This is a genomic window from Stenotrophomonas sp. C9D9 (assembly GCF_056491205.1).
The window spans coordinates 1,235,519-1,261,913 of record NZ_JBSZIF010000004.1; the positions used below are offsets into that span (position 1 = coordinate 1,235,519).

General features: G+C 67.2%; 20 protein-coding genes, 1 pseudogene and 1 riboswitch. Of the genes and pseudogenes, 12 read left to right on the top strand and 9 right to left on the bottom strand.

Features of this window, described 5'->3' with window-relative positions:
- Window positions 1–178: 178 nt before the first annotated feature.
- The gene (locus ACXI0D_RS11185) at window positions 179–3,028 is read right to left on the bottom strand and encodes a M16 family metallopeptidase (RefSeq protein WP_101764698.1); all 2,850 of its coding nucleotides are present in this window, start codon (window positions 3,026–3,028) and stop codon (window positions 179–181) included.
- A gap of 416 nt (window positions 3,029–3,444) precedes the next feature.
- On the opposite strand from ACXI0D_RS11185, the gene ACXI0D_RS11190 reads away from it, so the two are divergent.
- Both ACXI0D_RS11190 and ACXI0D_RS11195 read left to right on the top strand, forming a co-directional pair.
- A complete protein-coding gene (locus ACXI0D_RS11190; protein WP_101764697.1) occupies window positions 3,445–3,921 on the top strand; it encodes an XAC0231 family protein in 477 nt (158 codons plus the stop codon).
- Between the two features lie 69 nt (window positions 3,922–3,990).
- Complete coding sequence (locus ACXI0D_RS11195; RefSeq protein WP_005407625.1) at window positions 3,991–4,470, top strand: tRNA (cytidine(34)-2'-O)-methyltransferase; 480 nt, start codon at window positions 3,991–3,993, stop codon at window positions 4,468–4,470.
- A gap of 300 nt (window positions 4,471–4,770) precedes the next feature.
- Here ACXI0D_RS11195 and ACXI0D_RS11200 read toward each other — a convergent pair whose 3' ends face one another.
- Together ACXI0D_RS11200 and ACXI0D_RS11205 are read right to left on the bottom strand one after the other, a co-directional pair.
- Window positions 4,771–5,256: a hypothetical protein gene (locus tag ACXI0D_RS11200; protein ID WP_101764696.1), complete on the bottom strand. Its 486-nt coding sequence runs from the start codon at window positions 5,254–5,256 to the stop codon at window positions 4,771–4,773.
- Window positions 5,257–5,338: 82 nt separating this feature from the next.
- Window positions 5,339–6,502, bottom strand: coding sequence for an acyl-CoA dehydrogenase family protein (locus ACXI0D_RS11205; protein ID WP_119007343.1), 1,164 nt, complete (start codon window positions 6,500–6,502; stop codon window positions 5,339–5,341).
- A gap of 315 nt (window positions 6,503–6,817) precedes the next feature.
- Here ACXI0D_RS11205 and ACXI0D_RS11210 point away from each other — a divergent pair, with 315 nt between their 5' ends.
- Window positions 6,818–8,494, top strand: a complete 1,677-nt coding sequence (locus ACXI0D_RS11210) for an electron transfer flavoprotein-ubiquinone oxidoreductase (RefSeq protein ID WP_119007344.1) — start codon at window positions 6,818–6,820, stop codon at window positions 8,492–8,494.
- A gap of 65 nt (window positions 8,495–8,559) precedes the next feature.
- Window positions 8,560–8,960 (top strand): annotated as a pseudogene (locus ACXI0D_RS11215) (c-type cytochrome).
- On the opposite strand, the gene ACXI0D_RS11220 reads toward ACXI0D_RS11215, so the two are convergent.
- Window positions 8,954–12,553, bottom strand: coding sequence for an ATP-binding protein (locus ACXI0D_RS11220; RefSeq protein WP_479642577.1), 3,600 nt, complete (start codon window positions 12,551–12,553; stop codon window positions 8,954–8,956). The pseudogene ACXI0D_RS11215 and the gene ACXI0D_RS11220 sit on opposite strands and share 7 nt — an antisense overlap.
- 75 nt (window positions 12,554–12,628) lie before the next feature.
- Between ACXI0D_RS11220 and ACXI0D_RS11225 the strand changes: the two genes are divergently transcribed.
- The 7 genes from ACXI0D_RS11225 (at window position 12,629) to pnuC (ending at window position 21,477) form a co-directional block, all read left to right on the top strand.
- Complete coding sequence (locus ACXI0D_RS11225; RefSeq protein ID WP_014035550.1) at window positions 12,629–13,267, top strand: response regulator; 639 nt, start codon at window positions 12,629–12,631, stop codon at window positions 13,265–13,267.
- Window positions 13,268–13,642: 375 nt separating this feature from the next.
- Complete coding sequence (locus ACXI0D_RS11230) at window positions 13,643–14,413, top strand: hypothetical protein (RefSeq protein WP_119007346.1); 771 nt, start codon at window positions 13,643–13,645, stop codon at window positions 14,411–14,413.
- 112 nt (window positions 14,414–14,525) lie between these two features.
- A complete protein-coding gene (locus ACXI0D_RS11235; RefSeq protein WP_101766365.1) occupies window positions 14,526–16,520 on the top strand; it encodes a peptidoglycan-binding protein in 1,995 nt (664 codons plus the stop codon).
- Window positions 16,521–16,767: 247 nt separating this feature from the next.
- The gene (locus tag ACXI0D_RS11240) at window positions 16,768–17,175 is read left to right on the top strand and encodes a glycine zipper 2TM domain-containing protein (protein WP_014035547.1); all 408 of its coding nucleotides are present in this window, start codon (window positions 16,768–16,770) and stop codon (window positions 17,173–17,175) included.
- 121 nt (window positions 17,176–17,296) lie between these two features.
- Window positions 17,297–18,421 (top strand): phosphotransferase enzyme family protein, encoded by a 1,125-nt coding sequence (locus ACXI0D_RS11245; protein ID WP_119007347.1) that lies wholly within the window; start codon window positions 17,297–17,299, stop codon window positions 18,419–18,421.
- A gap of 119 nt (window positions 18,422–18,540) precedes the next feature.
- Window positions 18,541–18,636, top strand: a riboswitch (TPP riboswitch).
- 70 nt (window positions 18,637–18,706) lie between these two features.
- Window positions 18,707–20,896 (top strand): TonB-dependent receptor, encoded by a 2,190-nt coding sequence (locus ACXI0D_RS11250; RefSeq protein WP_119007348.1) that lies wholly within the window; start codon window positions 18,707–18,709, stop codon window positions 20,894–20,896.
- Window positions 20,897–20,904: 8 nt separating this feature from the next.
- Window positions 20,905–21,477, top strand: a complete 573-nt coding sequence (pnuC, locus tag ACXI0D_RS11255; RefSeq protein WP_101766364.1) for a nicotinamide riboside transporter PnuC — start codon at window positions 20,905–20,907, stop codon at window positions 21,475–21,477.
- 129 nt (window positions 21,478–21,606) lie between these two features.
- Here the strand turns inward: pnuC and ACXI0D_RS11260 are convergent, their stop codons facing one another.
- The 5 genes from ACXI0D_RS11260 to ACXI0D_RS11280 all read right to left on the bottom strand — a co-directional run bounded on the left by ACXI0D_RS11260 (window position 21,607) and on the right by ACXI0D_RS11280 (window position 25,121).
- Window positions 21,607–22,026: a hypothetical protein gene (locus tag ACXI0D_RS11260; RefSeq protein WP_119007349.1), complete on the bottom strand. Its 420-nt coding sequence runs from the start codon at window positions 22,024–22,026 to the stop codon at window positions 21,607–21,609.
- A 91-nt stretch (window positions 22,027–22,117) separates the two neighbouring features.
- Complete coding sequence (locus ACXI0D_RS11265; RefSeq protein WP_101764687.1) at window positions 22,118–23,092, bottom strand: Dyp-type peroxidase; 975 nt, start codon at window positions 23,090–23,092, stop codon at window positions 22,118–22,120.
- Between the two features lie 123 nt (window positions 23,093–23,215).
- Window positions 23,216–23,584 carry a VOC family protein gene (locus tag ACXI0D_RS11270; protein WP_119007350.1) on the bottom strand — a complete coding sequence of 123 codons (369 nt, stop codon included), beginning with the start codon at window positions 23,582–23,584 and terminating at the stop codon, window positions 23,216–23,218.
- A 68-nt stretch (window positions 23,585–23,652) separates the two neighbouring features.
- The gene (locus ACXI0D_RS11275; protein WP_101764685.1) at window positions 23,653–24,420 is read right to left on the bottom strand and encodes a helix-turn-helix transcriptional regulator; all 768 of its coding nucleotides are present in this window, start codon (window positions 24,418–24,420) and stop codon (window positions 23,653–23,655) included.
- 125 nt (window positions 24,421–24,545) lie between these two features.
- On the bottom strand, window positions 24,546–25,121 hold the full coding sequence (locus tag ACXI0D_RS11280; protein ID WP_005411880.1) for an OmpO family porin: 576 nt from the start codon (window positions 25,119–25,121) through the stop codon (window positions 24,546–24,548).
- 161 nt (window positions 25,122–25,282) lie between these two features.
- Between ACXI0D_RS11280 and ACXI0D_RS11285 the strand changes: the two genes are divergently transcribed.
- Window positions 25,283–26,284: a DUF2268 domain-containing putative Zn-dependent protease gene (locus ACXI0D_RS11285; protein WP_479642578.1), complete on the top strand. Its 1,002-nt coding sequence runs from the start codon at window positions 25,283–25,285 to the stop codon at window positions 26,282–26,284.
- Window positions 26,285–26,395: the final 111 nt, after the last annotated feature.

Consider the following 26,395-nt stretch of genomic DNA (forward strand, 5'->3'; position numbering starts at 1 on the left):
GGAAGGGTATGGAGGGATTCTGCCTGAACAGCCTGAATCGGGGGTAGCCGGGTAGGGGTCGGATCCCCGCAGGGGGCGCTGACCCCGAATGCACGGTGGGGGTCGGAGCCCTCCCGGGGGAGGGATCCGACCCCTTCAGGGTTGCCGGCCAGCGGCCGGCACTACCCGACGCGGTGCCTTACTTCTTCACCGGGTTGCCTTCGGCGTCGATCACCGTCACCTCGCCCAGGTTCAGCGCGCGCACGGCCGCTTCGGTCTGCTTGAGGTCACCCACCACCACCCAGGTCAGGGCCTGCGGCTTGATCTCGGCGGCGGCCTGCTGCACCTGCGCCGGGGTCATCGCCTCGATCTCGGCCTTGCGACGCAGCACATAGTCGTCCGGGCGCTTGAACTGCACGATCGAACCGATGGTCGCGGCCACCGCACTGGCGGTCTCGTAGGCACCGGGCAGGCTGAGGGTCTGGATGTTGCGGATGCGGTTGACCTCGGCAGCGGTGGCCGGCTTGCTGCCATCCGCGAACGCGGCGATTTCCTTGCGCATTTCCGCCAGTGCCGGGCCGGTCTTGTCGATCTGCACCGGCGCGCTGGCCATCCACGGGCGCTGGCCCACCGAGTTGGTCGCACTGCTGCGCGCGCCGTACGACCAGTGCTTGTCCTCGCGCAGGTTCATGTTCAGGCGCGAGGTGAAGTCACCACCGATCACGCCGTTGGCGATATCGAAGCGGGTCGAACTGGCGGCGCTGGACGGCGGCACCACCTGGCCGGCGAACAGGTTGGCCTGCACCGCACCCGGCTGGTCGATCAGGAACACGCGCGGGCCCTTCGGCAACACCACGTCGGTGGCCGCCTTCACCTGCGGCGCCTCGCCGGTCGCCTTCCAGTCGCCCAGCTGCTTGTCCAGCAGCGGCACGATCTCGGCCAGGGTGGTGTCACCGACCACGATCAGGGTGCCGTTCTGCGGGCGCAGCCAATCGTGGTGGAAGTCGACCAGGTCCTCGCGGGTCAGGCCATTGATCGCCGCCTCATCGCCGCTGCCGGTGAACGGAATGGCGTACGGGTGGCCCTTGCCGTACAGCAGCGGCGGCAGCACGCGCATCGCCACCGCACCCGGGTTCACCTTCTCCTGCTGGATGCCGGCGATCCAGGTCGCCTTGACCCGGTCGATCTCGCCCTGCTCGAAACGCGGTTCGCGCAGCAGGTCGCGGTACAGCGCCAGCGACGGCGCCAGGTTCTCCTTAAGCGCCGACAGGTCCACGCTCATCGAATCCAGGCCGGCCGAAGCATCCAGGCTGGCGCCCAGTGCGTCGGCGGCATCGGCGAAGGCCAGCGAACCGAGCTTGCCGGCGCCTTCGGTCATCAGGCTCATGGTGAAGTTGGCGGTGCCCGGCTTGCGGCCCTGGTCGGCGCTGAAGCCGCCCGGGAACTGGTAGCTGAACTGCACCACCGGAATCTCGTGGCGTTCGGCCAGGATCACCTGGGTGCCGTTCTTCAGCGTGGCGCGCTGCAGCGCCGGGAACTTCAGCTGCGGGAACTCGCGGGTCTGCGGCACGCCGGCCTTGCGGTCCACCTGTTCCGGCAGGGTGCTGTACTTCGGGTCCACCGCCGGCACGGTGAACGGCTTCGGCGTCTGGCTCGGCTCTTCCTTCAGCGCCACGCGCTCACCCGGTGCGATCACCAGGGTGTGGCTGCCCTTGTCCAGCCACTGCGCGCCCAGGCGGCTCAGATCAGCGGCATTGGCCTTCTCGATGTTGGCCAGCGAGGTACGGAAGCAGCCCGGGTCGCCGGTGAACACCGCGCACTCGGCCAGCGCATCGGCCTTGCCGCCGAAGCCACCGATGCGCTCGATGCCACGGATGAAGCCGGCACGGGCGCCGGTCTTGGCGCGCTCCAGCTCGGCCGCGGTCGGGCCCTGCTTGATCAGGCGGTCCAGTTCCTCGTCGATGATCTTCTCGACCTTGGCCGGGTCCTGGCCCTGCTTCACGGTCGCCACGATCACGAAGTTGGAGCCCAGCTGCGACGTCGACAGGCCCGAGCCGATGCTGTCCACCAGCTTGTCCTGGTGCTGCAGGCGCTGGCTCAGCCGCGAGGACTTGGCGCCACCCAGCACTTCGGAGAACAGCTGCAACTGGTCGACGTCGGCGGTGCCGACCTGCGGCACGTTCCAGGCGCGGTAGATGCGCGCCTGCGGCACCTTGTCGGTCATCGTCTCGCGGGTATCCGCACTGCGCTTGGCCACGTTCACCGCCGGCTGCGCCATGGTCGGGCCAGCGGGGATGCTGCCGAAGTACCTGGCGACCTTCTCCTTCGCCGTGGCCAGATCGATGTCACCGGCCAGCACCAGCACCGCGTTGTTCGGGCCATACCAGGTACGGAACCAGGTCTTCACGTCGTCCAGCGAGGCCGCGTTGAGATCGTTCATCGAGCCGATCACGCCGTGGTGGTACGGGTGGCCAACCGGATACAGCGCCTTGTTGATCTGGTCCCAGGCCTGGCCGTAGGGCTGGTTCTCGCCCTGGCGCTTCTCGTTCTGCACCACGCCACGCTGCTCGTCCAGCGCGGCCTGGTCGATCGCACCGACCAGATGGCCCATGCGGTCCGATTCCATCCACAGCGCCATGTCCAGCGCGGTGGTCGGCACGTTCTCGAAGTAGTTGGTGCGGTCGGTGTTGGTGGTGCCGTTCTGGCCGGTGGCACCGACCTGCTTGAACGGCTCGAAGTACTCACCGTCGTGGTTTTCGCTGCTCTGGAACATCAGGTGCTCGAACAGGTGCGCGAAGCCGGTGCGGCCGGCCGGCTCATCCTTGCTGCCCACGTGGTACCAGACGTTGACCGCGACGATCGGCGCCTTGCGATCGGTATGCACGATCACGCGCAGGCCGTTGGGCAGGGTGAACTGCTCGTACGGGATATCGACCTTGGCCGGTGCCGCCGGCTTGGCGGCAAGCGCAGAGGTGGGCGCAAGCGTACCCAGGGCGGTGCTGAGGGCGACGGCCAGCAGTGCAGCGCGCGGGCGAAGGGCGAGAGACATATCCGGATCCTTGGTCACATAGGTGAACCCCGATCCTAGCCTGCGCAGGCAGCGGCAGGAATCGGTCGCCAGTCACTGGGGGTGTTTGCCCCGATGGCCATCCAGCCCGGCGCCCACGGACGCTCCTGAAACGTCACATGCGCCGGCTTAAGGCGTCCGGACAGTGTCCGCGGCACATCGAATGGACAGGTGTCCGCCCACCGGACACTTTTCGATGAACATAAAACCCTTATAAATCAACAACTAAAAGTTGGCACGAGGATTGCTTGGTACTTCCTGCGCCAGGAAGGGCTTCAGACGAAAGCTGACTGAAGACTGAACAAACGCAGGAAACCGAAAATTTTCCTTGCAAGCCCAGAATCAGTGTACTACCTTACTACCACACCACTGATCACCAACACTAAACAGGCCCCGTCATGAACGCCAAGACCATTGCCATCGCCATCGCCCTGATCGCCGGCACCGCGGTTGTTTCGTCGGTGCAGGCCTCCGAATCCATCAAGACCCTGTCCACCGTGCAGGTCCGCCCGGCCGCCGACCAGCTGGCCCAGCAGGCCTGGGAACAGGCCAGCGGCATCCCGACCCTGGCCACCGTGGAAGTGCGTCCGAGCGCCGACCAGCTGGCCGAGCGCAACGGCTACGTCGCCGCCCCGGTCGCCGCCGCGATGCCGATCACCACCCTGGCCTCGGTGGAGGTGCGCCCGAGCCTGGAACAGCGCGTCGCTCTGGCCGCCGAGCTGGAAGCCCAGCGCTACGCCGCCACCCTGGCTGCCGCTGCCACCAACGTCGCCAACTCGGTCATCATCAACCTGCCGGCCCTGCAGGTGCGCCCGAGCGCCGCCGACCTGCAGGCCCTGGCCACCGAAACCGCCCAGGTCCTGCTGCGCCCGTAACCGGTGCCGCCCTGCCCAGCGCAGGGCGTGCGCCGTAAAGGCGGCGGTCGTCGCAGGTACACTGCGCCGATGAATGCCGCGCCCCAGTTCCACGTGATCCTGTTCCAACCGGAAATCCCGCCCAACACGGGCAATGTGATCCGGCTCTGCGCCAACACCGGCGCGCAACTGCACCTGGTCGAGCCACTCGGCTTCGCACTGGAAGACAAGCAGCTCAAGCGCGCCGGCCTGGACTACCACGAGTACTCGCGCCTGCAGGTCCATCCCGACCTGGACACCGCGCTGGCGCGGATCGCACCAAAGCGCTTGTTCGCACTCAGTACCCGGGCCAGCGTGCGCTACGACAGCGTGGCCTTTGAAGATGGTGATGCCTTCCTGTTCGGCCCGGAAAGCCGCGGCCTGCCGCAGGACGTGCTCGATGCATTGCCCGATGGCCGCCGCCTGCGCCTGCCAATGCGGCCGGACAACCGCAGCCTCAACCTTTCCAACACCGTCGCCGTGGTGATGTACGAAGCGTGGCGGCAGCACGGGTTTGCCGGCGGCGCGTAACGCCACGCGTCTCTCTTCTGCCCAATTGCTGTGGCGGGCGCATGCGTTCATGGGCGTTACTTTTCTTTCCGCGCGGAAAGAAAAGTAACCAAAAGAAACGCGCCGCCATCCGCGAGCCGGTGCTGCGCACCGGTACCCTGCGCTCCTCGGCCCGCCGGGGGATGGCGCGGAACTCGCTGCGCTCAGACATCCGCGCCTCTTCGCCCCCGCCGGACCTGCGATGCTCGGCTCGCTTCAAGGCGGACCCAACAGCCGCTCAGTAGATCCACGCCATGCGTGGATATCTTCCGCCTGGATCAATCAGGAGCGGGCGCCATTGCGTTGCCTGGAACGCGTGCGATTGCCCGCAGAAGGAAACTCCAGACCATCAATATCAGCATGCGTGCCGCACAAGCCCAAGCCCATTGCCGTCGGGTCGATCCCGCCGGATGAGACTCTCAGCGCACCTGCATGTTGCTCGATAACCACTGTGCCTAGTTCGGACTGGTGAATCAGCTTTCCGCCTTCTGGCTTCATATGCAGCACGAAGGAGCAGACGTGCTGCATCGCCTGGATACTGTGCAGCTCAACCCTATAGCCCAGTGATTCTTCGACAATCGACAGGCTGTCCCTGAACCCATCGCGGCAACTACGCCCGCTGCCCGGTTCGGTACACAGATCGCTCGCCTGCGAATAGCTGCCTGTCCATGCCCCATGATCGCTGTCGCCTGCCCACGCCATCTGCAGCACGGAGGCTTGGAAAAGCAGCGAGAGACACAGCAGCCTTACAGCGGGATTGTTCTTCATTCAGCTTGCATCTCCGGATAGGCGTCCCATGTCGCCCACCCTACTCGGCAACGCCGGCCAGCGGCCGGCGCTACCGGTGCACTCAGAACGCGTTGATGCCGGTCAGTTCGCGGCCGATCACCAGCTGGTGCACGGTCTCGGTGCCTTCATAGGTGATCACCGATTCCAGGTTCAGTGCATGCCGGATCGCCACATGCTCGGTGGTGATACCCGCGCCGCCCAGCAGATCGCGGCATTCGCGGGCGATGTCGATGGCCATGCGGCAGTTGTTCCACTTGGCCAGGCTGACCTGCTGCGGCTGCAGCTGGCCGGCTTCCTTCAGGCGGCCCAGCTGCAGCGCCAACAGCTGCGCGGTGGTGATGCGGCGGGCCATTTCGGCCAGCTTGATCTGCGCACTCTGCGTGGCGGCCAGCGGGCGGCCGAACAGCACGCGCTCCTTGGCATAGCCCAGTGCTTCATCCAGGCAGGCGATGGCGGCACCGATCGGTCCCCAGCTGATGCCGTAGCGGGCCTGGGTCAGGCAACCCAGCGGGCCCTTGAGGCCCTTCACGTTCGGCAGGCGGTGGCTGTCGGGCACGCGCACGTCGTCGAAGAACAGCGCGCCGGTCAGCGACGCACGCAGGCTCATCTTGTGCTTGATCTCCTGCGTGGTGAAGCCGGCCATGCCCTTTTCCAGCACGAAGCTCTGGATGCCGTCCTCGGTCTGCGCCCAGACGATGGCCAGGTCGGCCACCGGGCCGCTGGTGATCCACATCTTGCTGCCGCTGATGCGCCAGTCGCTGCCGTCGCGCACCGCCCGGGTCTTCATGCTGGCCGGATCGGAACCGCCGTGTGCCTCGGTCAGGCCGAAGCAGCCGATCAGCTCACCGCGCGCCATCGCCGGCAGCCACTGCTGGCGTTGCTCCTCGCTGCCGTAGGCATAGATCGGGTACATGCACAGCGAGCTCTGCACCGAGACGAAGCTGCGCAGGCCCGAATCGCCGCGCTCCAGCTCCTGGCAGATCAGGCCATAGCTGACCGCACCCAGGTCGCCGCCGCCGTACTCGGCTGGCAGGGTGGCGCCCAACAGGCCCAGCGAGGCGATCTCCGGCACCAGTTCAGAGGGGAAACGGGCCTGGTCAAAGGCATCGCCGATGATCGGCAGTACGCGCTCGTTGGTGAAGCGGGCGACGCTCTCCTGCACCGCGCGCTCTTCCTCGTTGAGCAGGGAACGGACATCGAACAGATCGTACGGATGCAAAGCCATGGCACTCACACGCAGTCAGGACCCGGCCATTGTCGGTCATCCGCAAGCATCGCGTCTGGTAGGTATGGACCTTGGTCCACACGGAAGCGGGTCCGGGCGGTGAAACACTGTGCCAACCCAGGTTGGCACCTACCCGGCCACGAGCATTACGCTGCACCGCAGCAATCATGACGTGAACATCGGCGATCTAGCTCGATCACGCGCGGCCCGGTACCCTGACACATTCAAACAACCGTTTCGCTCGTGGCTGCACGCGCGATTCCCAGGCACCGCCGGTGGCCCCGATGCCGGCCCTACCCACGAGTCATGCAATCGATGAGCGCTGAAGCCAACGCCCTGCCCCCGCGTGAAGTAATGGAATTCGACGTGGTGATCGTCGGCGCCGGCCCCGCCGGCCTGGCCACCGCGATCCGCCTGCGCCAGCGCGCGGTCGAGGCCGGCCGCGAACTGTCGGTGTGCGTGCTGGAGAAGGGCTCCGAGCCGGGCGCGCACGTGCTGTCCGGTGCGGTGATGGACCCGCGCGCGCTGACCGAGCTGTTCCCGGACTGGGCCGAGCGCGGTGCACCGCTGAAGCAGAAGGTCACCCGCGACGAATTCCTGTTCCTCAGCGAGACCGGTTCGCGCAGCACCCCCCACGCGCTGCTGCCGGAGTGCTTCCACAACGAAGGCAACTACATCATCAGCCTGGGCGAAGTGACCCGCTGGCTGGCGCAGCAGGCCGAGGCGCTGGAAGTGGCGATCTTCCCGGGCTTCGCCGCCGCCGAAGTGCTGTATGGCGACAACGGTGAAGTGATCGGCGTGGCCACCGGCGACATGGGCATCGAAAAGGACGGCAGCATCGGCCCGGCCTTCGAGCGCGGCATGGCACTGCAGGCCAAGTACACGATCTTCGCCGAAGGCGCACGCGGCCACCTCGGCCGCCAGCTGATCGCGCGCTACAAGCTGGACGAAGGCAAGGACCCGCAGGCCTACGGCATCGGCATCAAGGAACTGTGGCAGATCGACCCGGCCAAGCATGAGCCGGGCCTGGTGGTGCACGCCGCCGGTTGGCCGCTGGACAGCGATACCTATGGCGGCGCGTTCCTGTACCACGCCGACGGCGGCAAGGTCGCCATCGGCTACGTGGTCGGCCTGGACTACAGGAACCCGTGGCTGAGCCCGTTCGAGGAGTTCCAGCGCTTCAAGACCCATCCGGACATCCGCAAGCACCTGGAAGGCGGCACCCGCATCGGCTACGGCGCGCGTGCGATCACCGCCGGCGGCCTGCTGTCGCTGCCCAAGACCGTGTTCCCCGGTGGCGCGCTGGTCGGCTGCGAAGCCGGCTACCTCAACGCCAGCCGCATCAAGGGCAGCCATGCCGCGATCAAGACCGGCATGCTGTGCGCCGATGCCGCGTTCGATGCACTGGCTGCCGACCGCCAGCACGATGAACTGAGCGCCTACCCGAAGGCCTTCGAAGCCAGCTGGCTGTTCACCGAGCTGCAGCAGGCCAAGAACTTCAAGCAGTGGTTCAAGAAGGGCCAGACCGTGGCCACGCTGATGACCGGCGTGGAGCAGTGGCTGCTGCCGAAGCTGGGCGTACGCAACCCACCGTGGACCCTGCACCGCACGCTGCCGGACCATGCCTGTCTGGAACCGGCGGCCAAGCACACCCGCATCGCCTACCCGAAGCCGGATGGCGTGCTGACCTTCGACCGCCTCAGCTCGGTGTTCCTCAGCAGCACCAACCACGACGAGAACCAGCCCAGCCACCTGACGCTGAAGGACCCGAGCATTCCGGTGAAGGTGAACCTGGCCGAGTACGCAGGCCCGGAAGCCCGCTATTGCCCGGCCGGTGTGTACGAATTCGTCGGCGAAGCCGACAGCGCGCGCCTGCAGATCAACGCGCAGAACTGCGTGCACTGCAAGACCTGCGACATCAAGGATCCGACCCAGAACATCGTCTGGGTGACGCCGCAGGGCGGTGGCGGCCCGAACTACTCGGGCATGTGATCGCCCCGGGCTGCGACCGCGTGTCGCAGCCCGGCCGCTCCACCGCACCGCTATCCTGCCCGACCATGCGTGCCTCCCGCCTGCTCATCGCCGTTGCCGTGGCCCTGCTCGCCACGGCCTGCCAGCGCCCACCCGCGGTGCCGGCCACGCCCGAACAGGCGCAGCAACAGGCCATGCAGCGCGCGTTCGAACTGTGTGCCGGCTGCCACACCGTGCAGCCGGTGGCATCCATCGCTTCGGGCCGAACCTGCACGGCGTGATCGGACGCCGCGCCGGCAGCCTGCCCGACTATGGCTACTCCGACGGCATGCGCCGCGCCAACATCACCTGGACCGCGCAGACCCTGGATACCTTCCTGCAGTCACCCACGCACCTGGTGCCGGGCACGCGCATGTACAACGCTTTCCCCAGCGCAGAACGCCGCGCCCTGGTGATCGCCTACCTGCAGCAGCAGTCGGCTCAGTGAGCCAGGCGCTGCAGCTGTTGCTGCAGCCGCACCACGAACGCCGTTACGGCGGCGAACAACGGCGCCGGATCGGCCTCCGCCGCATCCTGCAGGCGCTCGACCAGCGCATTGGCCTGCCCGGCCAGTGCCCTTGCCCCGATGGCCCCCAGGCCGCCCGCCTGGCGATGCAGGTGCAGCGCCGCGGTCTCGCGGTCGCCGGCCTGCACGGTGCGCTGCACGGCCGCCAGATCGCCTTCGCTGGCCTGCAACAGGCTGTCACGCAGCTGCTCAGCCACCGCGCGCGAACCATAGCGTTGCTGCAGGGTGGCCAGATCAGGCAGCACTTCATCGTCGTCGGCGACGGCCTCCTGCACCGGCGCCTCGAACGACTGGCCCTGTGCCTGCGGCAGCCAACGCAGCAACGCGGTGCGCAGCGTGGACAGCGACAGCGGTTTGGCCAGCACCTCGTCCATGCCGGCCTCGCGGCAGCGGCGCGCATCGTCGTCCAGCACGCTGGCGGTCAGCGCCAGCACCGTCAGCCGCGGCTGGCCGGTACGGCCCTCGCGCTCGCGCAGCAGGCGGGTGAAGCCGAACCCGTCGAGTACCGGCATGCGGCAGTCGGTAATGACCAGATCGAAGGACTCCGTCGACAAGCGGTCCAGCGCCTGCTGGCCATCGCCCAGCAGCACATGGGGCACGCCCAGCTGCTGCAGCCGCCACGCCATCATCGCCTGGTTGGTCGGGTGATCCTCGATCACCAGCACCCGTGCCTGGCGCAGCGCGGCGGGCAGCAGCGCGGTCTGGTCCTGCTCGGCCAGCAGCGCCGCCGCGTCCTCGCTGCCGGCCTCCACCAGCGATATCCGCACTTCGGCGCGGGTTCCTTCGCCCAGCGTGCTGTGCAGGGTCAGTTCGCCCTGCATCATCTGCACCAGTCGCTGGCAGATGCTCAGGCCCAGACCCGTGCCGCCGTGGTCACGCTGGATGTAGGCACCGGCCTGCGCAAAGGGCGCGAACAGGTGCTGCAGTTGTTCCGGCGCGATGCCGATGCCGGTGTCGGTGACGCTCAGGCACAGCGGTTGCACACCGTCTTCGCTGGTCGGGCCCAACACCTCCAGCTGCAGGCGTACTTCGCCCTGTGCGGTGAACTTGATGGCATTGCTGAGCAGGTTGAACACGATCTGGCGCAGTCGCACCCCATCCACTTCGTGGGCGGGGGCCAGCTGTGGGTCGATCTGCACGTGCAGCGCCAGGCCACGCGCACTGGCCTGTGCGGACAGCAGTCGGCACACGCTTTCCAGCAGGGGCCGAAGCGGCTGCGGCACCGGCTCCAGGCGCATTGCGCCCGCTTCCAGCCGCGAGTAGTCGAGGATGTCGTCGAGGATCTGCCGCAGCATCTGCGCCGAATCCTCGATCACGCCAAGAATGCGCTGCTGTTCGCTGTCCAGCGGGGAATGCGCCAGCACTTCCAGCATGCCCAGCACGCCGCTCATCGGCGTGCGGATCTCATGGCTCATCGTGGCCAGGAAGCGTGATTTGGCCTCGGCGGCCTGCTCCGCCTCCGCCTTCGCCGCCGTCAGGGCGTCGGCCTGCATCCGCGCTTCGCTCACGTCCACCCAGTAACCACTCCAGATCACCGCGCCCTCTTCGGCGGCATAGGGGTGGGCCTGGCTGCGCACCCAGCGCGCGCCCTCCCCATCACTGCGCAGGCGGAACTCCAGGATCAATGGGGCGAACTGGCGCGCGGCCTGCTCGATGGAGTGCAGGATGTGCGCGCGGTCCTCTTCCTCGATGCGTTCCAGCAACACCCTCGCGTCCTGTTCGGCCTGCTGCCGGGTGATACCGAACAAGGCAGGCAGGTCGCCGGCAATGAACGGGAAGCTGAGCGTGCCATCGGCATCGCGACGTGCCTGGTACACCACCGCAGGCAGATTGTCGGTCACCTCGGCCAGGCGCTGCTCCAGCTGGCGGCGTCCGGCCACCTCACGGCGCAATCGCCAATGGCCGACACCATGCACCAGCATCGCGGTCAGCAGCACCAGCAGCACTGGTATCCCCCACCGCAGCGCGTTGTTCCAATTGACGCCGTTGCGGTACTCCACGGCCAGCCAGGCGCTGCGCAGCGCTTCGCGCTTGCGTGGGGTCATCTGCAGCAACAGGCGGTCGAAGGTAGTGGCCAGCGCTGCATGTCGTCGATCCACCGCCAATGCCAGCTGGTCATTGAAGCCTGCCGGAGCCGCCACCTGCAGCCGCGCCGGGAAACGGCTGCGCAGCAGGTGATCGACCAGCGCAAGATTGCCGACGTAGGCATCGGCTTCACCATCGAGCAGGCGCTGCAGGGCCTGCTCGGCGCTGCGCGCAGCAATGATCCGGGCCTGCGGTGCCTGCTGCAGCACGTAGCGGCGCAGGCGCTCCGGATCAGAAAGCAGTACGCGCTTGCCCTGCAGGTCGGCCAGTCCCAGCAGCGCCGGACCATCGGTCCGGGTGACGATCACGTTCGGCACGCTGATGAAGGGCTGGCTGAACACCCAATCCGGGCCCAGGTAGCGCGAATCCGCGGGCATGCCCATCACCGCCTGCAGTTCACCGCGGCGGGCCTTCTCACGCACCTCGTACCAGTCGTGGCTGTTCTCGATCTGCAGGTTGGCGCCCGCCTGCATCAAGCGCTGCAGGTACTCGCTGGCCAGGCCACTGGGCCGGCCATCCTCGCCGGTGAACGACAGCGGCGCGGCATTCGGGGCGAAACCGATCTTCAGCGGCTGCTCCAGCACACGCTTCTCGGCCTGGCTCAGCGCCAGCTGCGCTGATGCCGACCAATGCGGAGGGGGCAGCCAGCGTTGCGCCAGCGCATCCCGCTGGGCCTGGCTGGTGGCAGCCAGCGCCAGGTCCAGGGCTTCAGCCAGGGGTTGCTTGCCGTTGGGAATGCCGAAGTGCAGCCGTTCGGGGGGAAGGTCGCTCGGTCGCAGCAGCGCCACGCCCTGCAGGCGTCGGCTGGCGATCAGCTCGGTGGCGACGAAGGCATTGCCGATGTAAACATCGGCCTTGTCGTCTCTGACCATCTGCAACGCTGTCAACGTGTCGTTTGCGACAAGCTGGCGGGCACGCGGGAAACGCGCGCGTACCTGCGGGCCGGTCAGGAAATCCTGCTCGATCACCACCCGCAGGCCGTCCAGGTCGGGTATCTCGGACGCACGAAGGTCCGCCGGTCGCCCCACCAGCGCCAGTGGCGCTTCGGAATACGCAGCGGTATAGACCATGCAGCGGGTGCGGTCGGCACTGAGACCGACATTCATCACCACGTCGATCTCGCCACGACATGTCGCATCCAACACGGATGTCCAGTCGGGATAGCGGCGCATCTCGACCTTCACGCCGAGCTGGCGTGCAAGATGCGACAGGTAGTCCGGCCCCAGGCCGACCTGTTCGCCATCACGGAGGGACTCGAAGGGGGGCCAGCCACTGTCATACTGCCCGACAACGATGGTCGGATGCGCCACCAGGTATTCGCGCTGCAACGGGCTGAGCGGCAGCAGGCCAGGGGCCGGCTGTGCCTGGGCCACGGGCAGGGCCAGCACCGCCAGCAGCAGGAGCAGCCCGCGAACAGCCCACCTACGCATCTGCGTCGATCTCCTAGAATCCTGCCAGGGACCGCGATGGTCGCGGTCCGGCGTGCCCGATGGCCATACTAGAGCATGAGCTTGCGCATCATCATCGCAGACGATCACCCCGTGGTCCGTATTGGTACCCGCGCCGTCATCGAGTCGAGCGGCGTGGGCCGCGTGGTCGGCGAGGCCGACAGTGCGCAGGCGCTGATGACCCTGCTCGCCAACCAACCCTGTGACCTGCTGGTCACCGACTACTCCATGCCGGGCAGCCCACAGGCCGATGGCTTCGCCATGATCGGCATGATCCGCCGCCGCCATCCCGACCTGCCGGTGCTGATGCTCAGCGTCTCCAGCAACCTGGCGATCCTGCGCATGGTGCTCGACAGTGGCGTGCTCGGCCTGGTCGACAAGAGTTCGTCGATGGACGAGCTGCCGCAGGCCATCCAGTCGGTCTACCGCGGCCAGCCCTACATCAGCCGCAGCCTGCGCGAGCGGGTGGACGCGGCCGGCAGCTGGCGCATGCGCGAGGGCGACGGCAAGCCGTTGTCACCACGCGAAGTGGAGGTGCTGCGACTGCTCGGCACCGGCATGACGGTGAAGGAGATCTCGCTGCAGCTGCACAAGAGCGTCAGCACCATCAGCCGGCAGAAAGGCGACGCCATGCTCAAGCTGGGGCTGAAGGGCGACGCCGAATTGTTCGACTATCTGCGTGACGGCAAGATCTGAGACGCACTTCACATAACAGCCCTGTCTGCCGCACCCCTCTTTGACGGCCTGCGGATCTGTGCCAAGATGGGCGGGCATGAGTTCTCAATGCGAGGTCGAAGGAATCGACCGGCTCATGTCCTCGCTCCCGTCCCTGGTGGATGGGGTGCGGCTTCCTGCCGGCCGTCTGGCCCGGCAACGCTGACCATGGAGAGGCGCATGCAGTCCCCCCCCGAGCTACGTTGGACCCTGCCGTTGCGGCCCCTGCGCGCATTCGCGGCGTGCCTGCTCGTCTCCCTTTCCGCTGCCGCCTGCAGCGCCGCCGATCCGGCCCCCTCGTCCTCCCAGCCTGCGCCTGCGCAGGCTGCCAAAGCGCCCCGACAGGATGTTGCCCCGATGCAGAACCCCTCTCCCGATGCCGCCGTCACCCCGCCCGACGCGCCGACCGTGATGTATTTCATCTACCAGGTGGATGGCGATGGTGCGACGTCCTATGAGGTCCAGAACGGCAGCGTGGCGACCTTCTGGTTCGGCCACAGCTTCACCCTGGACGGCACCACCTACTACACCGGTTTTTCCTGGGACACCCGCGAGCACTACGGCAAGCCGGGCGAACAGCAGCCGGCCGGCCCCGACGACCGCGCCAACTTGGCCGAAGCCACCTTCGTGCTGGCCGGCAGCGACGCGAAGAAGCCATGGAAGTTCCGTGGCCAGGAATGGACCATCGGTGCGCTCGGCGCCTACGACAAGGCCGACGACGTCGATACCCGGCGCAAGCCGATCGAACACCGCACCGCCGACGGCCGCCTGCTGCTGGCGGTGCCGACCAGCAGCTTCGACCGCGGCATCAGCAGCAGTGGCTACGCCCTGCTGCTGTTCAACCCCAAGCGCAGCGAGGACGACCTGGACAGCAAGGTCTGGCGCTACGTCGGCTCGGTGCGCACCGGGGAAGACAACAGCGCGGCCTGCGACGACGGCAACGTGATGCCGTGCACCGACAGCGACGGCGAACTGGCCTTCGTGGCCGACGGCAACGGCCTGCCGCAGCTGACCGTGACCTTCAAGGGCACCACCATCGAAGCCCCGGGCAAGACCCGCGCGCTGGGTGCCGGCGACACCGTGCGCTACCGCTTCGACAGCAAGGCCCAGCAGTACATCGCGCCCTGATTTCCATCCGCCGCAGGCGGGTTACCTGTTGACCGACATGTTCTTGACTCACGGATGAGTCCGGTTGGCGATTCGCGGCATCGGCCGCTCCATCAACCCCGAGGAAAACGTCATGGCACAGCATGACTACAGCAAAAAGGAAGTCCTGGACATCGTCGAGCAGGTCGCCCGGCAGAAGGGCATTCCGGTCGATGACTTCATGCGCTTCGCGCACATCGAGACCGGCGGCACCTTCAACGAGCGCGCCCACAACACCTCGACCGGGGCCAAGGGCCTATTCCAGTTCGTGCCCGGCTCGGCCCGCCAGTACCACCTGACCGGCCATGAGTTCGACCCGACCCGCAACACCGAAGCCGCCGCGCAGATGTACCAGGACAACCTGGGCTCGATGGCGCGCCGCAATGAGCGCACCGGGCACCCGTACCTGTCCGGCGGCGACACGCCGACCGGCCTGGACCTGTACCTGGCCCACCAGCAGGGCAGCGCCGGCTACGGCTCGGTGCAGACCGCGATCGCCACCGGCACCTTCGGCGTGGTCCGCAACGGCCATGGCGAAGAGATCAACATGCGCCGCAACGTGCTCAACCAGATCGGCTCCGATGCCAAGGCCCTGACCGGCCACACCCTGGCCGAGATGCGTGGCATGAACGACGGCGACCTGGCGCGGACCTTCTCCAGCTACTACATCCACAAGTACGCGGCGATCAGCATCCCGGAAAAGCACATCGAACCGCAGGCGGTGGCACCGGGCCAGACCCAGACCCAGGCTCCGGCCACCCCAGCGCAGACCGCTGCAGTGGGCGCTGCTGCAGCCACGCTGGCGGCGACCGCAACGGCTGCCGCCACGCCGAAGCCGGGCATCGAACTGCACGCCGCCTACGACGCCGGCGTGAAGTACGACGATGTGAAGTACGCCATCAACATCCCGGGCCACGCACTGTACGTGCCGGGCAAGACCGGCAAGAACGTGGACCAGGGCTACATCGATTGCTCCGGCTGGGTCGGCACCCTGCAGAACCGGACCATGGACGAGATCAACCAGAAGGCCGGGCACGCTGTCTTCAGCAAGGCCGACCGCATCGACCTGGGCAACCTCGGTTCCGGCGGCATCGTGCACAAGGCCGTCGAACAGTCCGGCGTACTGCTCGAGCGCGACGCCATCCTCAAGCCCGGTGCGCTGAAGGAAGGCATGGTCATCGGCCTGGATACGGCCAGGACCCGCCACGAGCACTGGAATGGCATCGACCACATCGTGATGGTGGTGCGCGACCCGAACACCGACAAACTGCTGATCAGCCAGTCCACCGGCAGCAAGGGCGTGCACACCATGCCGGTGGAGGACTACCTCAAGCAGGTGAAGGACCACCCGAACTGGAAGCTGTTCGCGTCGGACCCGTTGTCCAAGGCGCGCGACCTGCTGGAGAACCGCACCCAATCGCACGAGCAGACCCAGGGTAAGCCTGCCGCCGAGCACAAGGCCGCCGCCACCCCGCACGCCGAGCTGTACAAGCCGGGCGCGCACAGCGAGGGCGTACGCAAGGTGCAGGAGCAGCTGGGCCACCTCGGCTATGCCGGGGCCGACGGCAAGCCGCTGGTCGAGGACGGCCGCTTCGGCCGCAATACCGAAGCGGCGGTGCGCCAGCTGCAGAAGGACAACGGGCTGGTCGCCGACGGCATCGTCGGTGCGAAGACGCTGGATGCGATCAAGGAGGCCCGCGAGCGCCCGCTGCTGAACGACGAGCGACACCCGCGCAATCCGATGTACCTGCAGGCCACCGAAGGCCTGGAGCGGATGCCGGCGGGCACCTTCAAGGACCGCCACGCGCTGGAAAGCGCCGCAGCGGCGTTGACCAGGGAGGCGCATGCCGCCGGCCTGCAGCGCATCGACGCGGTGGTGCCCAGCCCGAACGGTGAGCGCCTGTTCGCCGTGCAGGGCACGATCGGTGACCCGGCGGCCAGCCGCGTTGCGGTGGAAACCCGCACCGCCAGCGAACAGAGCATGGCGCTCAGCAGCGGCGCGGTGCACGGCGCGCCGAACGTGCTGCACCAGCAGCAGGACGCGCAGCAGGAACAGACCCGCCAGGCACAGAAGGCCATGGGCATCTGAGCCCGCAGCGCCTTGCAGACCGGGAGGGGCCGCGCCATGCGCGGCCCTTTCCCTTTCTGCCAGCTGAGCGGCCAAGGCCGCTTTCAGCCTTGCTTCATGCCGCCTGCCGCTAGATGAATGCGCAAGCCGCCCGGTAGGCCAGGCAATGTTCCGGCAATGTTGGAACGCCAGCGTGGTCTCCACGGCAGCCGGGGCGCCCCGCGCCCTCCCTGCCCAGCGTGGCATGCACCTCACAGGAGAACCGAACATGCTCAGTACTTCCACACTCAGCTTCCGTGGTCTGGCGATGGCCCTGGCACTGGTGGCCGGTGTCGCCGTGGTCAGCGATGCCAGCGCGATGTCGAGGAAGGACAAGCGCACCCTGGTCGGCGCCGTGGTCGGTGGCGTGGCCGGCAACCTGCTCTCCAACGGCGACCCTGCGGCCACCGTCGGCGGTGCCGTGGCCGGCGGCGCGATCGGCAACCTGACCACGTCCGACCGCCGCGACCGTCGCTATTACGACAACCGCTACTACGACAATCGCTACGATCGCCGTTACGACCGTGGCTACTACCGCAGCGGCTATTACGACCGTGGCGATGACCGCCGCTGGCAGCGTGAGCGCTACTACGACAACCGCTACTACAACGACCGCGGCCGCCATCGCGGCTGGTAAGCAGCGCCGGCACACTGATGACGCGGAGACGGGCGGGTCGATGACCCGCCCGTTTGCGTTGGCCACGCGCATGGCGTTGAATGCGCAGCCTTGGATGTGACTTTCCCGATCGGACTGCGGCATGACGTCTTCCTCCCACCGCGTGCAGGGCCTCAACAACGACGAGGTCGCTGCCGACTGGCCGCCGATCAGCGCGGCGGACATCGCGTGGCTGAGTGCGCGTTACCCGCAGCTGGGCGGGCACAGCCAACCGCGCTGGCACAGCCCGCGGCCGCTGTCGGCCGCCGCCATTGTCGACGGCACGCGCGGCGCGGTATTCATCAAGCGCCACCACCACAGTGTGCGCAGCGCGGCCTGCCTGGAAGAAGAACACCATTTCATCGCCCATCTCGCCGCCGCCGGCGTACCGGTGGTGCAGGTGCTGCCGGCCACCGATGGCCGCACCGCGATCGAACATGGCGAATGGACGTTTGAACTGCACGATGTCGGCGTGGGCGAAGACCTGTACCGCGACGCGGTGTCGTGGTCGTTGCTGACCGATGTCGCACAGGCCCGCGAGGCGGGCCGCATGCTGGCCCAGCTGCACCGTGCCGCCGCCAGCTACCACGCGCCCCAGCGCAGCACCCATCTGCTTGTCGCGCGCGATGATCTGATCCGTACCGACGATCCGCTCGCGGCGATCAAGGCGGAGCTGCACGAGCGCCCCGGGCTGGCCCGCTATCTCGCGCGCATTCCATGGGAAGCGCAGCTGCAGCGCGACGTGCTGCCGTGGCACGCCGGGCTCGCCGAGCGCCTGCGCGACGAGCCACGGCTGTGGGCGCACAACGATTGGCATGTTTCCAACCTGCTGTGGCGCGACGGGCAGGTCAGCACCGTGCTGGATTTCGGCCTGGCTTCACCCACCAGCGCCTTGTTCGACCTCGCCACCGCGATCGAGCGCAACGCAGTGGCGTGGCTGGAACTGGAGCGCGGGATGGAGGCGGTGCGCATCGACATCGCACTGGCGTTGCTCGACGGCTACCGTGAGGTGCTGCCCTTGTCGGCAGCACGCGTGCATCTGCTGGCCGACCTGCTGCCGATGGTGCATTTCGACTTCGCACTGTCCGAAGTGGAGTACTTCGAAGGCATCACCGGCTCGACCGCGAATGCCGACGTGGCCTGGCAGCCCTTCATGCTGGGGCACCCGGCATGGTTCCGCACCGGGCCAGGGCAGGCGCTACTGCAGGCCCTGCACGCGGCGGCGTGACCCGGTTGGTACACCGTCGGGGTCAGATCCCCTTCCTTCGGAAAGGGATCTGACGCCGCACCGCCCCGCCGCCTGAAGGGCACCGGCTCGCAAATCCGTACCATTTGTAGTGAAATGGTCACCTGAAGCGGGGGTGCCTGGATCTGCCAGGCTGAGAGAGTCCCTTGGAACCTGATCCGGTTTGCACCGGCGTAGGGAGCTTTGAGCCGCAGCCACACCCCCGTCATGGGCCGGTGCACCTGCGCGCCGTCGCTTCGTCTCCCTTGTTGTCCGAAGACGAACCGAATGAACCGCTGCCTGCGCCCCACCCTGCTCTCCCTCGCCCTCTGCGCCGCGCTGCCGCTGCATGCCAGCGAGGCTGACGCTGCTCCCGATGCGGCTGCCACCGGCGCCGATCGTTCGCCGACCGAACTGGCGGCGGTGCGCGTGGAGGCTGGCAAACCGAAGGCCGATACCTCTCGCGTGAACGCCTTCGGTGGTGGAAGCTGGAAGGACACGCCGGCCTCGGTGAACGTGCTCGAGCGCGATTACCTCGACCGCCGCCAGGTGCGTTCGCTGTCCGAGCTGGCCAGCAACGATGCCTCGCTGGGGGATGCCTATGCACCGGTGGGCTACTACCAGAACATCGCCATCCGCGGCTTCGCGCTGGACGCCGCCACCGGCTACCGCTTCAACGGGCTGTCCATCGCCGGCGAGCAACGCCTGGCGCTGGAGAACGTGCAGTCGGTGGAGATCCTCAAGGGTGAAGCCGGCCTGGCGGCAGGCGTGATGGCGCCGGGCGGGATCATCAACTACATCGGCAAGCGCCCGGCGGAAGTGCGCACCGCCACGCTCGGCACCGATTCGGAACGCTCGCGCTACGTCGCCGTCGATGTCGGCCACTGGATCACCCCGCGCTTCGGCCTGCGCCTGAATGCCGCATGGGATTCCAGCAATTCCTACGTCGAGCACGCCGATGGCCGCCGCAACTTCTACTCGCTGGCCGCCGACTGGCTGATCGGCGAGCGCGGCAAGCTGGAAGTGGATGCCAACTACCAGACCAGCTCGCAGCGCTCGGTGTCCGGCTACCAGCTGCTGGGCGCGCGTGACCTGCCGCGCGGCGTCGACCGCGAGCACCTGCTCGGCTACCAGCCGTGGCAGCGCCCGGTGGATATCGCCAGCACCAACATCACCGCGCTGCACACCTACGACTTCAACGATGCCTGGCAATCGCGCGTCTCGGTCGGCCACAGCCGCTCGGTGATCGATGACAACGTCGCCTTCGCCTACGGTTGCTACTACGCCGCGCAGTGCGCCGACGGCAGCGTGCCGGGCAACTACTTCGCACCCAACGGCGACTACGACGTCTACGACTACCGCAGCCCGGACGACACGCGCCGCAACCAGCAGGCCCGTGCCGAGCTGCGCGGCCGCTTCGAGACCGGCAACGTCGGCCACCAGCTGACCCTCGGTGCCGACTACTTCCGCCGCACCGTGGACAAGCGTCCGAGCGTCAACGAGTACGTCGGCACCAGCAACATCCACGACGCACAGGTGCCGGTGTTCCAGCCGTCGCCGAAGATGCCGGGCCCCTCCGCACGGCGCCTGGACAGCCGCCAGACCGCGTTCTTCGCACTGGACCGCATGAGCTTCGGTGATGACTGGCAGTGGCTGGCCGGTGGCCGCTTCGTGCGCCTGGACGAACGCGCCTACGACAAGCGGGGCATCCCACAGCGGCACAGCCGCCTGTCGCGCTTCCTGCCGCAGACCGCCGTGGTGTGGAAGGCCACCGACCAGCTCAACGCCTACGCCAGCTATGTGCGCGGCATTTCGCTGGGCCAGGAAGCGCCGTTCTGGACCAGCAACGCCGACACCTTCCTGCCGTCGGTGCAATCGCGGCAGCTGGAAGTGGGCGTGAAGTACGTGCCGGTGGAGGCGCTGACGCTGGGTGCGGCCGTGTTCCGCATCTCGCAGCCGTACCAGTACGCCAAGCCGGACAGCAGCGACGTCGGCTACACCTTCGTCGAGGAAGGCACGCAGACCCACACCGGCCTGGAGCTGACCGCCAACGGGCAGCTGACCGACGCGCTGCAGATCGTGGCCAGCGCCAGCGTGCTGCAGGCGCGCGCGCGCGACACCGGCACCCCGGCCTATGAAGGCCATCAGCTGGTGAACGTGCCGAAGGTGCGCGCCAGCGTGCATGTGGCCTACGCGCTGCCGTTCGTGCAGGGCCTGGACGTGACCGGCGGCTGGCGCTATGCCAGTGCCAATGTGGCACGCGCCGACGGTGGCGTGCGCGCACCGGACTACTCGGTGTTCGATGCCGGCCTGCGCTTCCAGCATCGCCTGCACGAACGCGCGGTGACCTGGAACCTGTCGGTGGACAACCTGTTCAACCGCTTCTACTGGCGCGACACCGGCAGCAGCGGCGGTGATTACTACCTGTTCCCCGGCGCACCGCGACAGGCCCGCCTGTCGGTGACGTTCGCGCTGTGAGCGGCGTGATGCTCGAGTGGACCGCCGCGCTGTGCAGCATCCTCGGCGTCTGGCTGATGGCCCGGCGCCGGTTGTCTGCATGGCCAGTGGGCCTGCTGTCGGTGACGCTGTACGGGCTGGTGTTCGCCGAGGCCAAGCTGTACTCGGACACGCTGTTGCAGGTGATCTTCGGCGGCTTCCTGGTCTATGGCTGGATCAACTGGCGGCAGCATGCCGCCGATGAGGGCAGCATCCGCATCGTGCCATTGGCGCGCGGCAAGCTGCTGCGCGATCTGGCCATCGGCGTGTGCGGTGGCGTGGCGCTGGGCGCGGCCATGCACAGCTTCACCGACGCTGCCCTGCCGTGGTTGGATGCGATGCTGACCGGTCTGAGCCTGGTCGGGCAATGGTGGCAGGCACGTCGCCACGTGGCCTGCTGGTGGGTGTGGATCGCAGTGGACGTGGTGTACGTGGGTGCGTACCTGTTCAAGTCGCTGCACGTGACCGCCGCGCTGTACGTATTCTTCCTCGGCCTGGCCGTGTTCGGCCTGCGCGCATGGAGCGCAGCCGCGCGCGAGCCGCGGGGTGCACCCGTGCGTTGATGCGGATGGCCGGGCTGTGCGCTGGCCATCCACAGTAGAGCCACGCCATGCGTGGCTGGGGGCTACGGTAGTCGCCAACCTTGGTTGGCGCGCGCCTGACGACCAGGCGTATCCACGCATCGAGTGGATCTACTTCGGCTCCAGTACCAGGCCCAGCCGCATCGGCTGGCGCATGTCGGCCGGCGGCGCCGCCTGCAACGGCGCGGCCTGCAGCGTCGCGCGCAGGTCGGCGTCGACCCGGGCGTCACCCAGGCTGTCGAATTCCAGTTTCGAGATACGGCCATCCGCCGCGATCCACACGCTCACCGGCAGCGGCGTGGGCGTGTCCGGGTGTGCCTGCAGCCATTCCAGTACACGCTGCGCCTGCGGGTCCTGCTCCTGCTGCAGGCGCTGCTGCAGCTGCCCCCCCACGGCGGCGGCGTAGGCCATCCAGTGCGCAGGAGCTTCCTGCGCGGAAACGCTGGCACTCCCCAGTGCCAACGCACCGAACAACGCGGCCAGTGGCCGCCACCAGCGGCGCATGCCGGTCCTGTTCCCTGCCATGACCATCGCCTGCCTCCTGCACTCCCATCCAGCGCGCCATGGTCGGCGCCATAGATGACAGGCAGATGGCGGCGGGGAGGGTCCAGGCCGGGCGCGATCACTCGGCCAGGTCGGCCAGCACCTTGCGCGAGGGCGCGAAGAAGGTCACGCCGGTGGTGGCGGTGGAGAAATCGAGGATGCGGTCATGCAGCGGCGCGGGATTGCCGATGAACATGCGCTCGAGCATCGTCTCGATCACCCACAGGCGGCGCGTGTAGCCGATGAAGTAGGTGCCGTACTCGCCACGGCCCGGGTTGGCGAACGGCATGTTGTCGCGCAGGATCTCGTGCTCGCCGTCGGCATCCTCGATGGTGCACAGCGTCTTGTGCGATTTCTGCGCATCGGCCGGCGCATCATCCAGCTCGATGTTGTCGTGCTTGGTGCGGCCGATGATCGCTTCCTGCGCCTCGGTCTTCTGAGCGCGCCAGGCATCAAGATTGTGCAGGTACTTCTGCACCACCACGTAGCTGCCACCGGCATGCTCCGGGTCTTCCTCGCCCACGATGGTGGCTTCCGGCAGCGACAGCCCTTCCGGGTTGGCGGTGCCGTCGACGAAATCGAGCAGGTCGCGGCCATCGAAATAGCGGAAGCCGGCCACGTCATCGACCGTTTCCACCGCATCGCCGAACGCCATCAGCAGGTTGCGCTCGAACGCCACGATCAGGTCCATGGTGCGCGCACGGATGTGGTACAGCAGGTCACCCGGTGTGGACACGGCCGTGTGGGTCGCGCCCTTGATCTCGCGGAACGGCTGCAGCTCACGCGGCGGCGTGGTGCCCACCAGCGGCTGCCACACGCGGTGGCCGATGGCCACGTTGCAGGTGAAAGTGCGCTCGATCTCACGGATGGCGGTGTTCTTGATCAGATCATCGGTGCTGGCCAGCACCTCGCGCGCCTTGGCGATCGACGCCTCGTCATCCTTCACCTTCAGCACCAGGAACGCCGCCGAATGGGTGAGCGGCGCAGTGATCTGCTGCGGCTCGTTGTCGAGCGTGTGATTGAGGGCGGTGATCGGTGCGGGCTGGGAATTCACGGCAGTTCCTGCTGGCTTCAGACGGGTGCATCGCCGACGGCGATGTGCCGGCGATCATAGCGGAACCGCCTGACCGGGGACGGAGCGGTTCTCGTTCCGTCCACCGATAAAGGTCGGAAGACCTCAGTCCACGTCACTCCAGACCGCCAGCTCATAGCCATCCAGATCGCGGAAATGGAAGCGGCGGCCACCGGGGAAGGCGAACACCGCCTGCACCACCTCGCCACCGGCGGCAACCACGCGCTGCTGTGCACCAGCCAGGTCCGCGCAGTACAGGATCACCAGCGGACCGCCGTGCGCGCGCACCGGTGCGTCGGCCACGAAGCCACCTTTCAGGCGGCCATCGTCGAACTCGGTGTAGGCCGGGCCATAGTCGGTGAAGTTCCAGCCAAACACCTCGCCGTAGAAGCGTTTGCTGCGGGCGATGTCGGCGACGTTGAATTCGATGTTGTCGATGCAGCGTTCGGCATCGTGGGTAGCGGCATGGCTCATGGGGTGGCTCCGTGGTTGGAACCCCAGCTTCGGTCAGCGCGGCACGCCGGTCTTGAACGAAACGGCCATCATCGCCCCCATTCCACGCGGAGCTGCCGTGCGGTCATGCTGGCAAGCTCTCGCGCCTCACGGCTGAGATGGGCCTGGTCGGCATAGCCGGCATCGGCGGCCAGCATTGCCAACGAGTGCTGCGGCAGCGCGCGGCTGTGCCGCAGGAAGCGTTGCAAGCGCAGGATCCGCTCCAGCGTCTTGGCCCCGTAGCCGAACTGCGACTGGCTGAAGCGCCGCAGGCTGCGCGGGCTCAGGCTCAGGCGTGCCGCGAGCTCATCCAGCGTGGCATGCCCGCTGGCAAGCGCCTGGAACAGGACGTGCGCCCGCTGTGACCGGCTGTCGGGCGCCGCGCCCCCGAGGTGCGACTGCAGGCAGTGCGCCATCCGCTGCAGGCGCTGCGCAGGCGCGGTGTCGCCGATGGAAGCCGCGGCCTCTACCGCCCATCGACCCTTGAGATCAGCCAACGGCACCGCCTGGCCGATGATCTCGGCCAACGGCAGGCCCAGCGCGGCCAGCGCCTGCCCTGGCCGGAAGCGCGCACCCAGCACCTGCGCGCCCGGTGCCAGCATCGGATGTGCGGCTACCCGGTCAGGGCCGACGACGAACAGCGCACCGTCGCGCCAGAGGATATCCACGCAGCCATCGGGCAGCACGGTGATGTGCCCATCAGCATCGTCAGGAAGCTGGCTCTGCCACAGCTGGCCGAAGCGGCCACGCAGCGGGGCAGGTGCCAGATGCTCCTGGTAGGCCGTGCCGGTACCTGCGAGAGAGGAAGGGTCGCGCATGCCGCATTGTCGCGCCACGCGGCCCATAAAAGTGAAGCCCGGCGCGAGGCCGGGCTTCGGTTGGCGTGTGGGAGAGAGAGAGAGAGTCACACGCCAGCACAACACGCACTAACGACAGGCGTTTGTTACCAGGTGAAGCGCGGGCCCACGAACCACTCGCGGTCGCCGGCCTTGGCCAGCTTCACTTCGCCACTCAGGCCCCAGTTCTGGTTGAACTTGGCGGTGGCGCCGACGCGGCCGTAGAACTCGCCGTCCGGGTTGATGCCGTGCTTCTTGGTGTAGTCCTCGTAGCCGGCCATCACGTAGCCTTCCACGTACGGGTTGAACGCGGTGCGCACGCCGACTTCGGTCGAGTAGCCGTTGAAGTCGAGGCCGTGCTTCATGTCGAACTTCTGGTACGCGACGCGGGCCACCAGGTCGGTGTTCGGTGCGATGCCGTAGTTGTAGCCGGCACCGATGCGCCACTGGTCGACGTCATTCTTGAACTTGTCGGTCTCCTGCGCGCTGTAGTCGCCGAAGATGTGGAAGTTCGGGTGCACCGCCACGGAACCCTTCACCTTCCAGCCATCGGCGTCGCCGCCCTTGGCATCGGTGTTCACGTAGCCGCCTTCAACGTAGTTGTACGACAGGCCGTCGGTTGCCGATGCAGCGAACGGCAGAGCAGCCAGAAGACCCAGGGCGAGCAGCGAATTCTTGTTCATCGGGACACACCTTTAATTATTTTGGTTTCGTCGGCCGCCTCCCGGGAGGGGGAGAGAGAGGAGGCGGTCGACAGGTGTGAATTATCCGTTAGGGGGTCTAATCAACCCTGAATATTGAACTGACTGGTGTATAAATAAGGCTGGCGTTCAGGGAACTCCACATGCCGCACGCGTTCGCCGCGTCACTGCTGTTTCCGCCCCATGCGCGCCGCGCAGTGCGGGTGCTGCTGGTCGTCCTGCCGATGATGCAGCTGCCAGCCAGCGCCGCCGAGCGCGCCCAACCTTCTGCGCGCATCGTGGTTCAGACAGACGATGTCACGCGATTCTTCAGCGTGCTGGATGCCAGTGGAGGAAAACCGAGTGCCGAAGATCTGCAGCGCGGCTATCTGGACACCGGCACGGATGCATTGCGCAGCTTCACCGATAGCCGCATCGGTTCAATGGAGCGTTTGGCCAGGACCATCCAGGAGAAGCCGGCATTGTTCGCCAGGGCGCGGACCTGTGCAGCGGCATTGCCGGCGATCCGCGCGCGGGTTGCCGACGCACTCGATCGGTTGGGCACGCTGCTCCCCTCCGCACGTTTTCCTCCGGTCACCGTACTGGTCGGGCGGGGCAACAGCGGCGGCGTCACCACCAAGGATGGTGTGGTGATCGGACTGGAAGCACTGTGCAACGCCGACTGGATGCAGCCCGATGTCGGCGATCGTTTCGTGCACCTGATCGCCCATGAGTACGTGCACGTGCAACAGCCCGGTGCGAGCGTCGATGTCATGCAGCCCACCCTGCTCTATCAGACGTTGCTTGAAGGCGGCGCCGAGTACGTGGGCGAACTGATCTCGGGGCAACCGGCCAACGCGCATCTGCGTCGTTGGACGCAAGGCCGCGAATGTGCGCTGGAGCGCGCGTTCGTACAGGACAGTACAGGCACCGATCTTTCGAAGTGGCTGTACAACGGCCCCGGCGATGAAGCACGACGCGGAGATCTCGGATACTGGGTCGGCTACCGCATCGCCCGCGACTATGTTTCCCGCGCGCCAGACAGGACCAGGGCCATCGCCACGCTGCTGGATGTGCGCCCCGACACCGCCGCGACCGTGTTCAAGGCGAGTGGATGGAAGCCTGCCTGCACCGCTGTAGATGGCGTCGAAAAGCAGTTGCCGTGACAGCGGCTTCATACTGATGAATTGGCGATCTTGAACAGGCGCAAGGCGCTGCGCCGACGCAGATCAGCTCGCCTGATCCCGCTTGTTAATGCAGGGTCAGGAGCGGGCTTC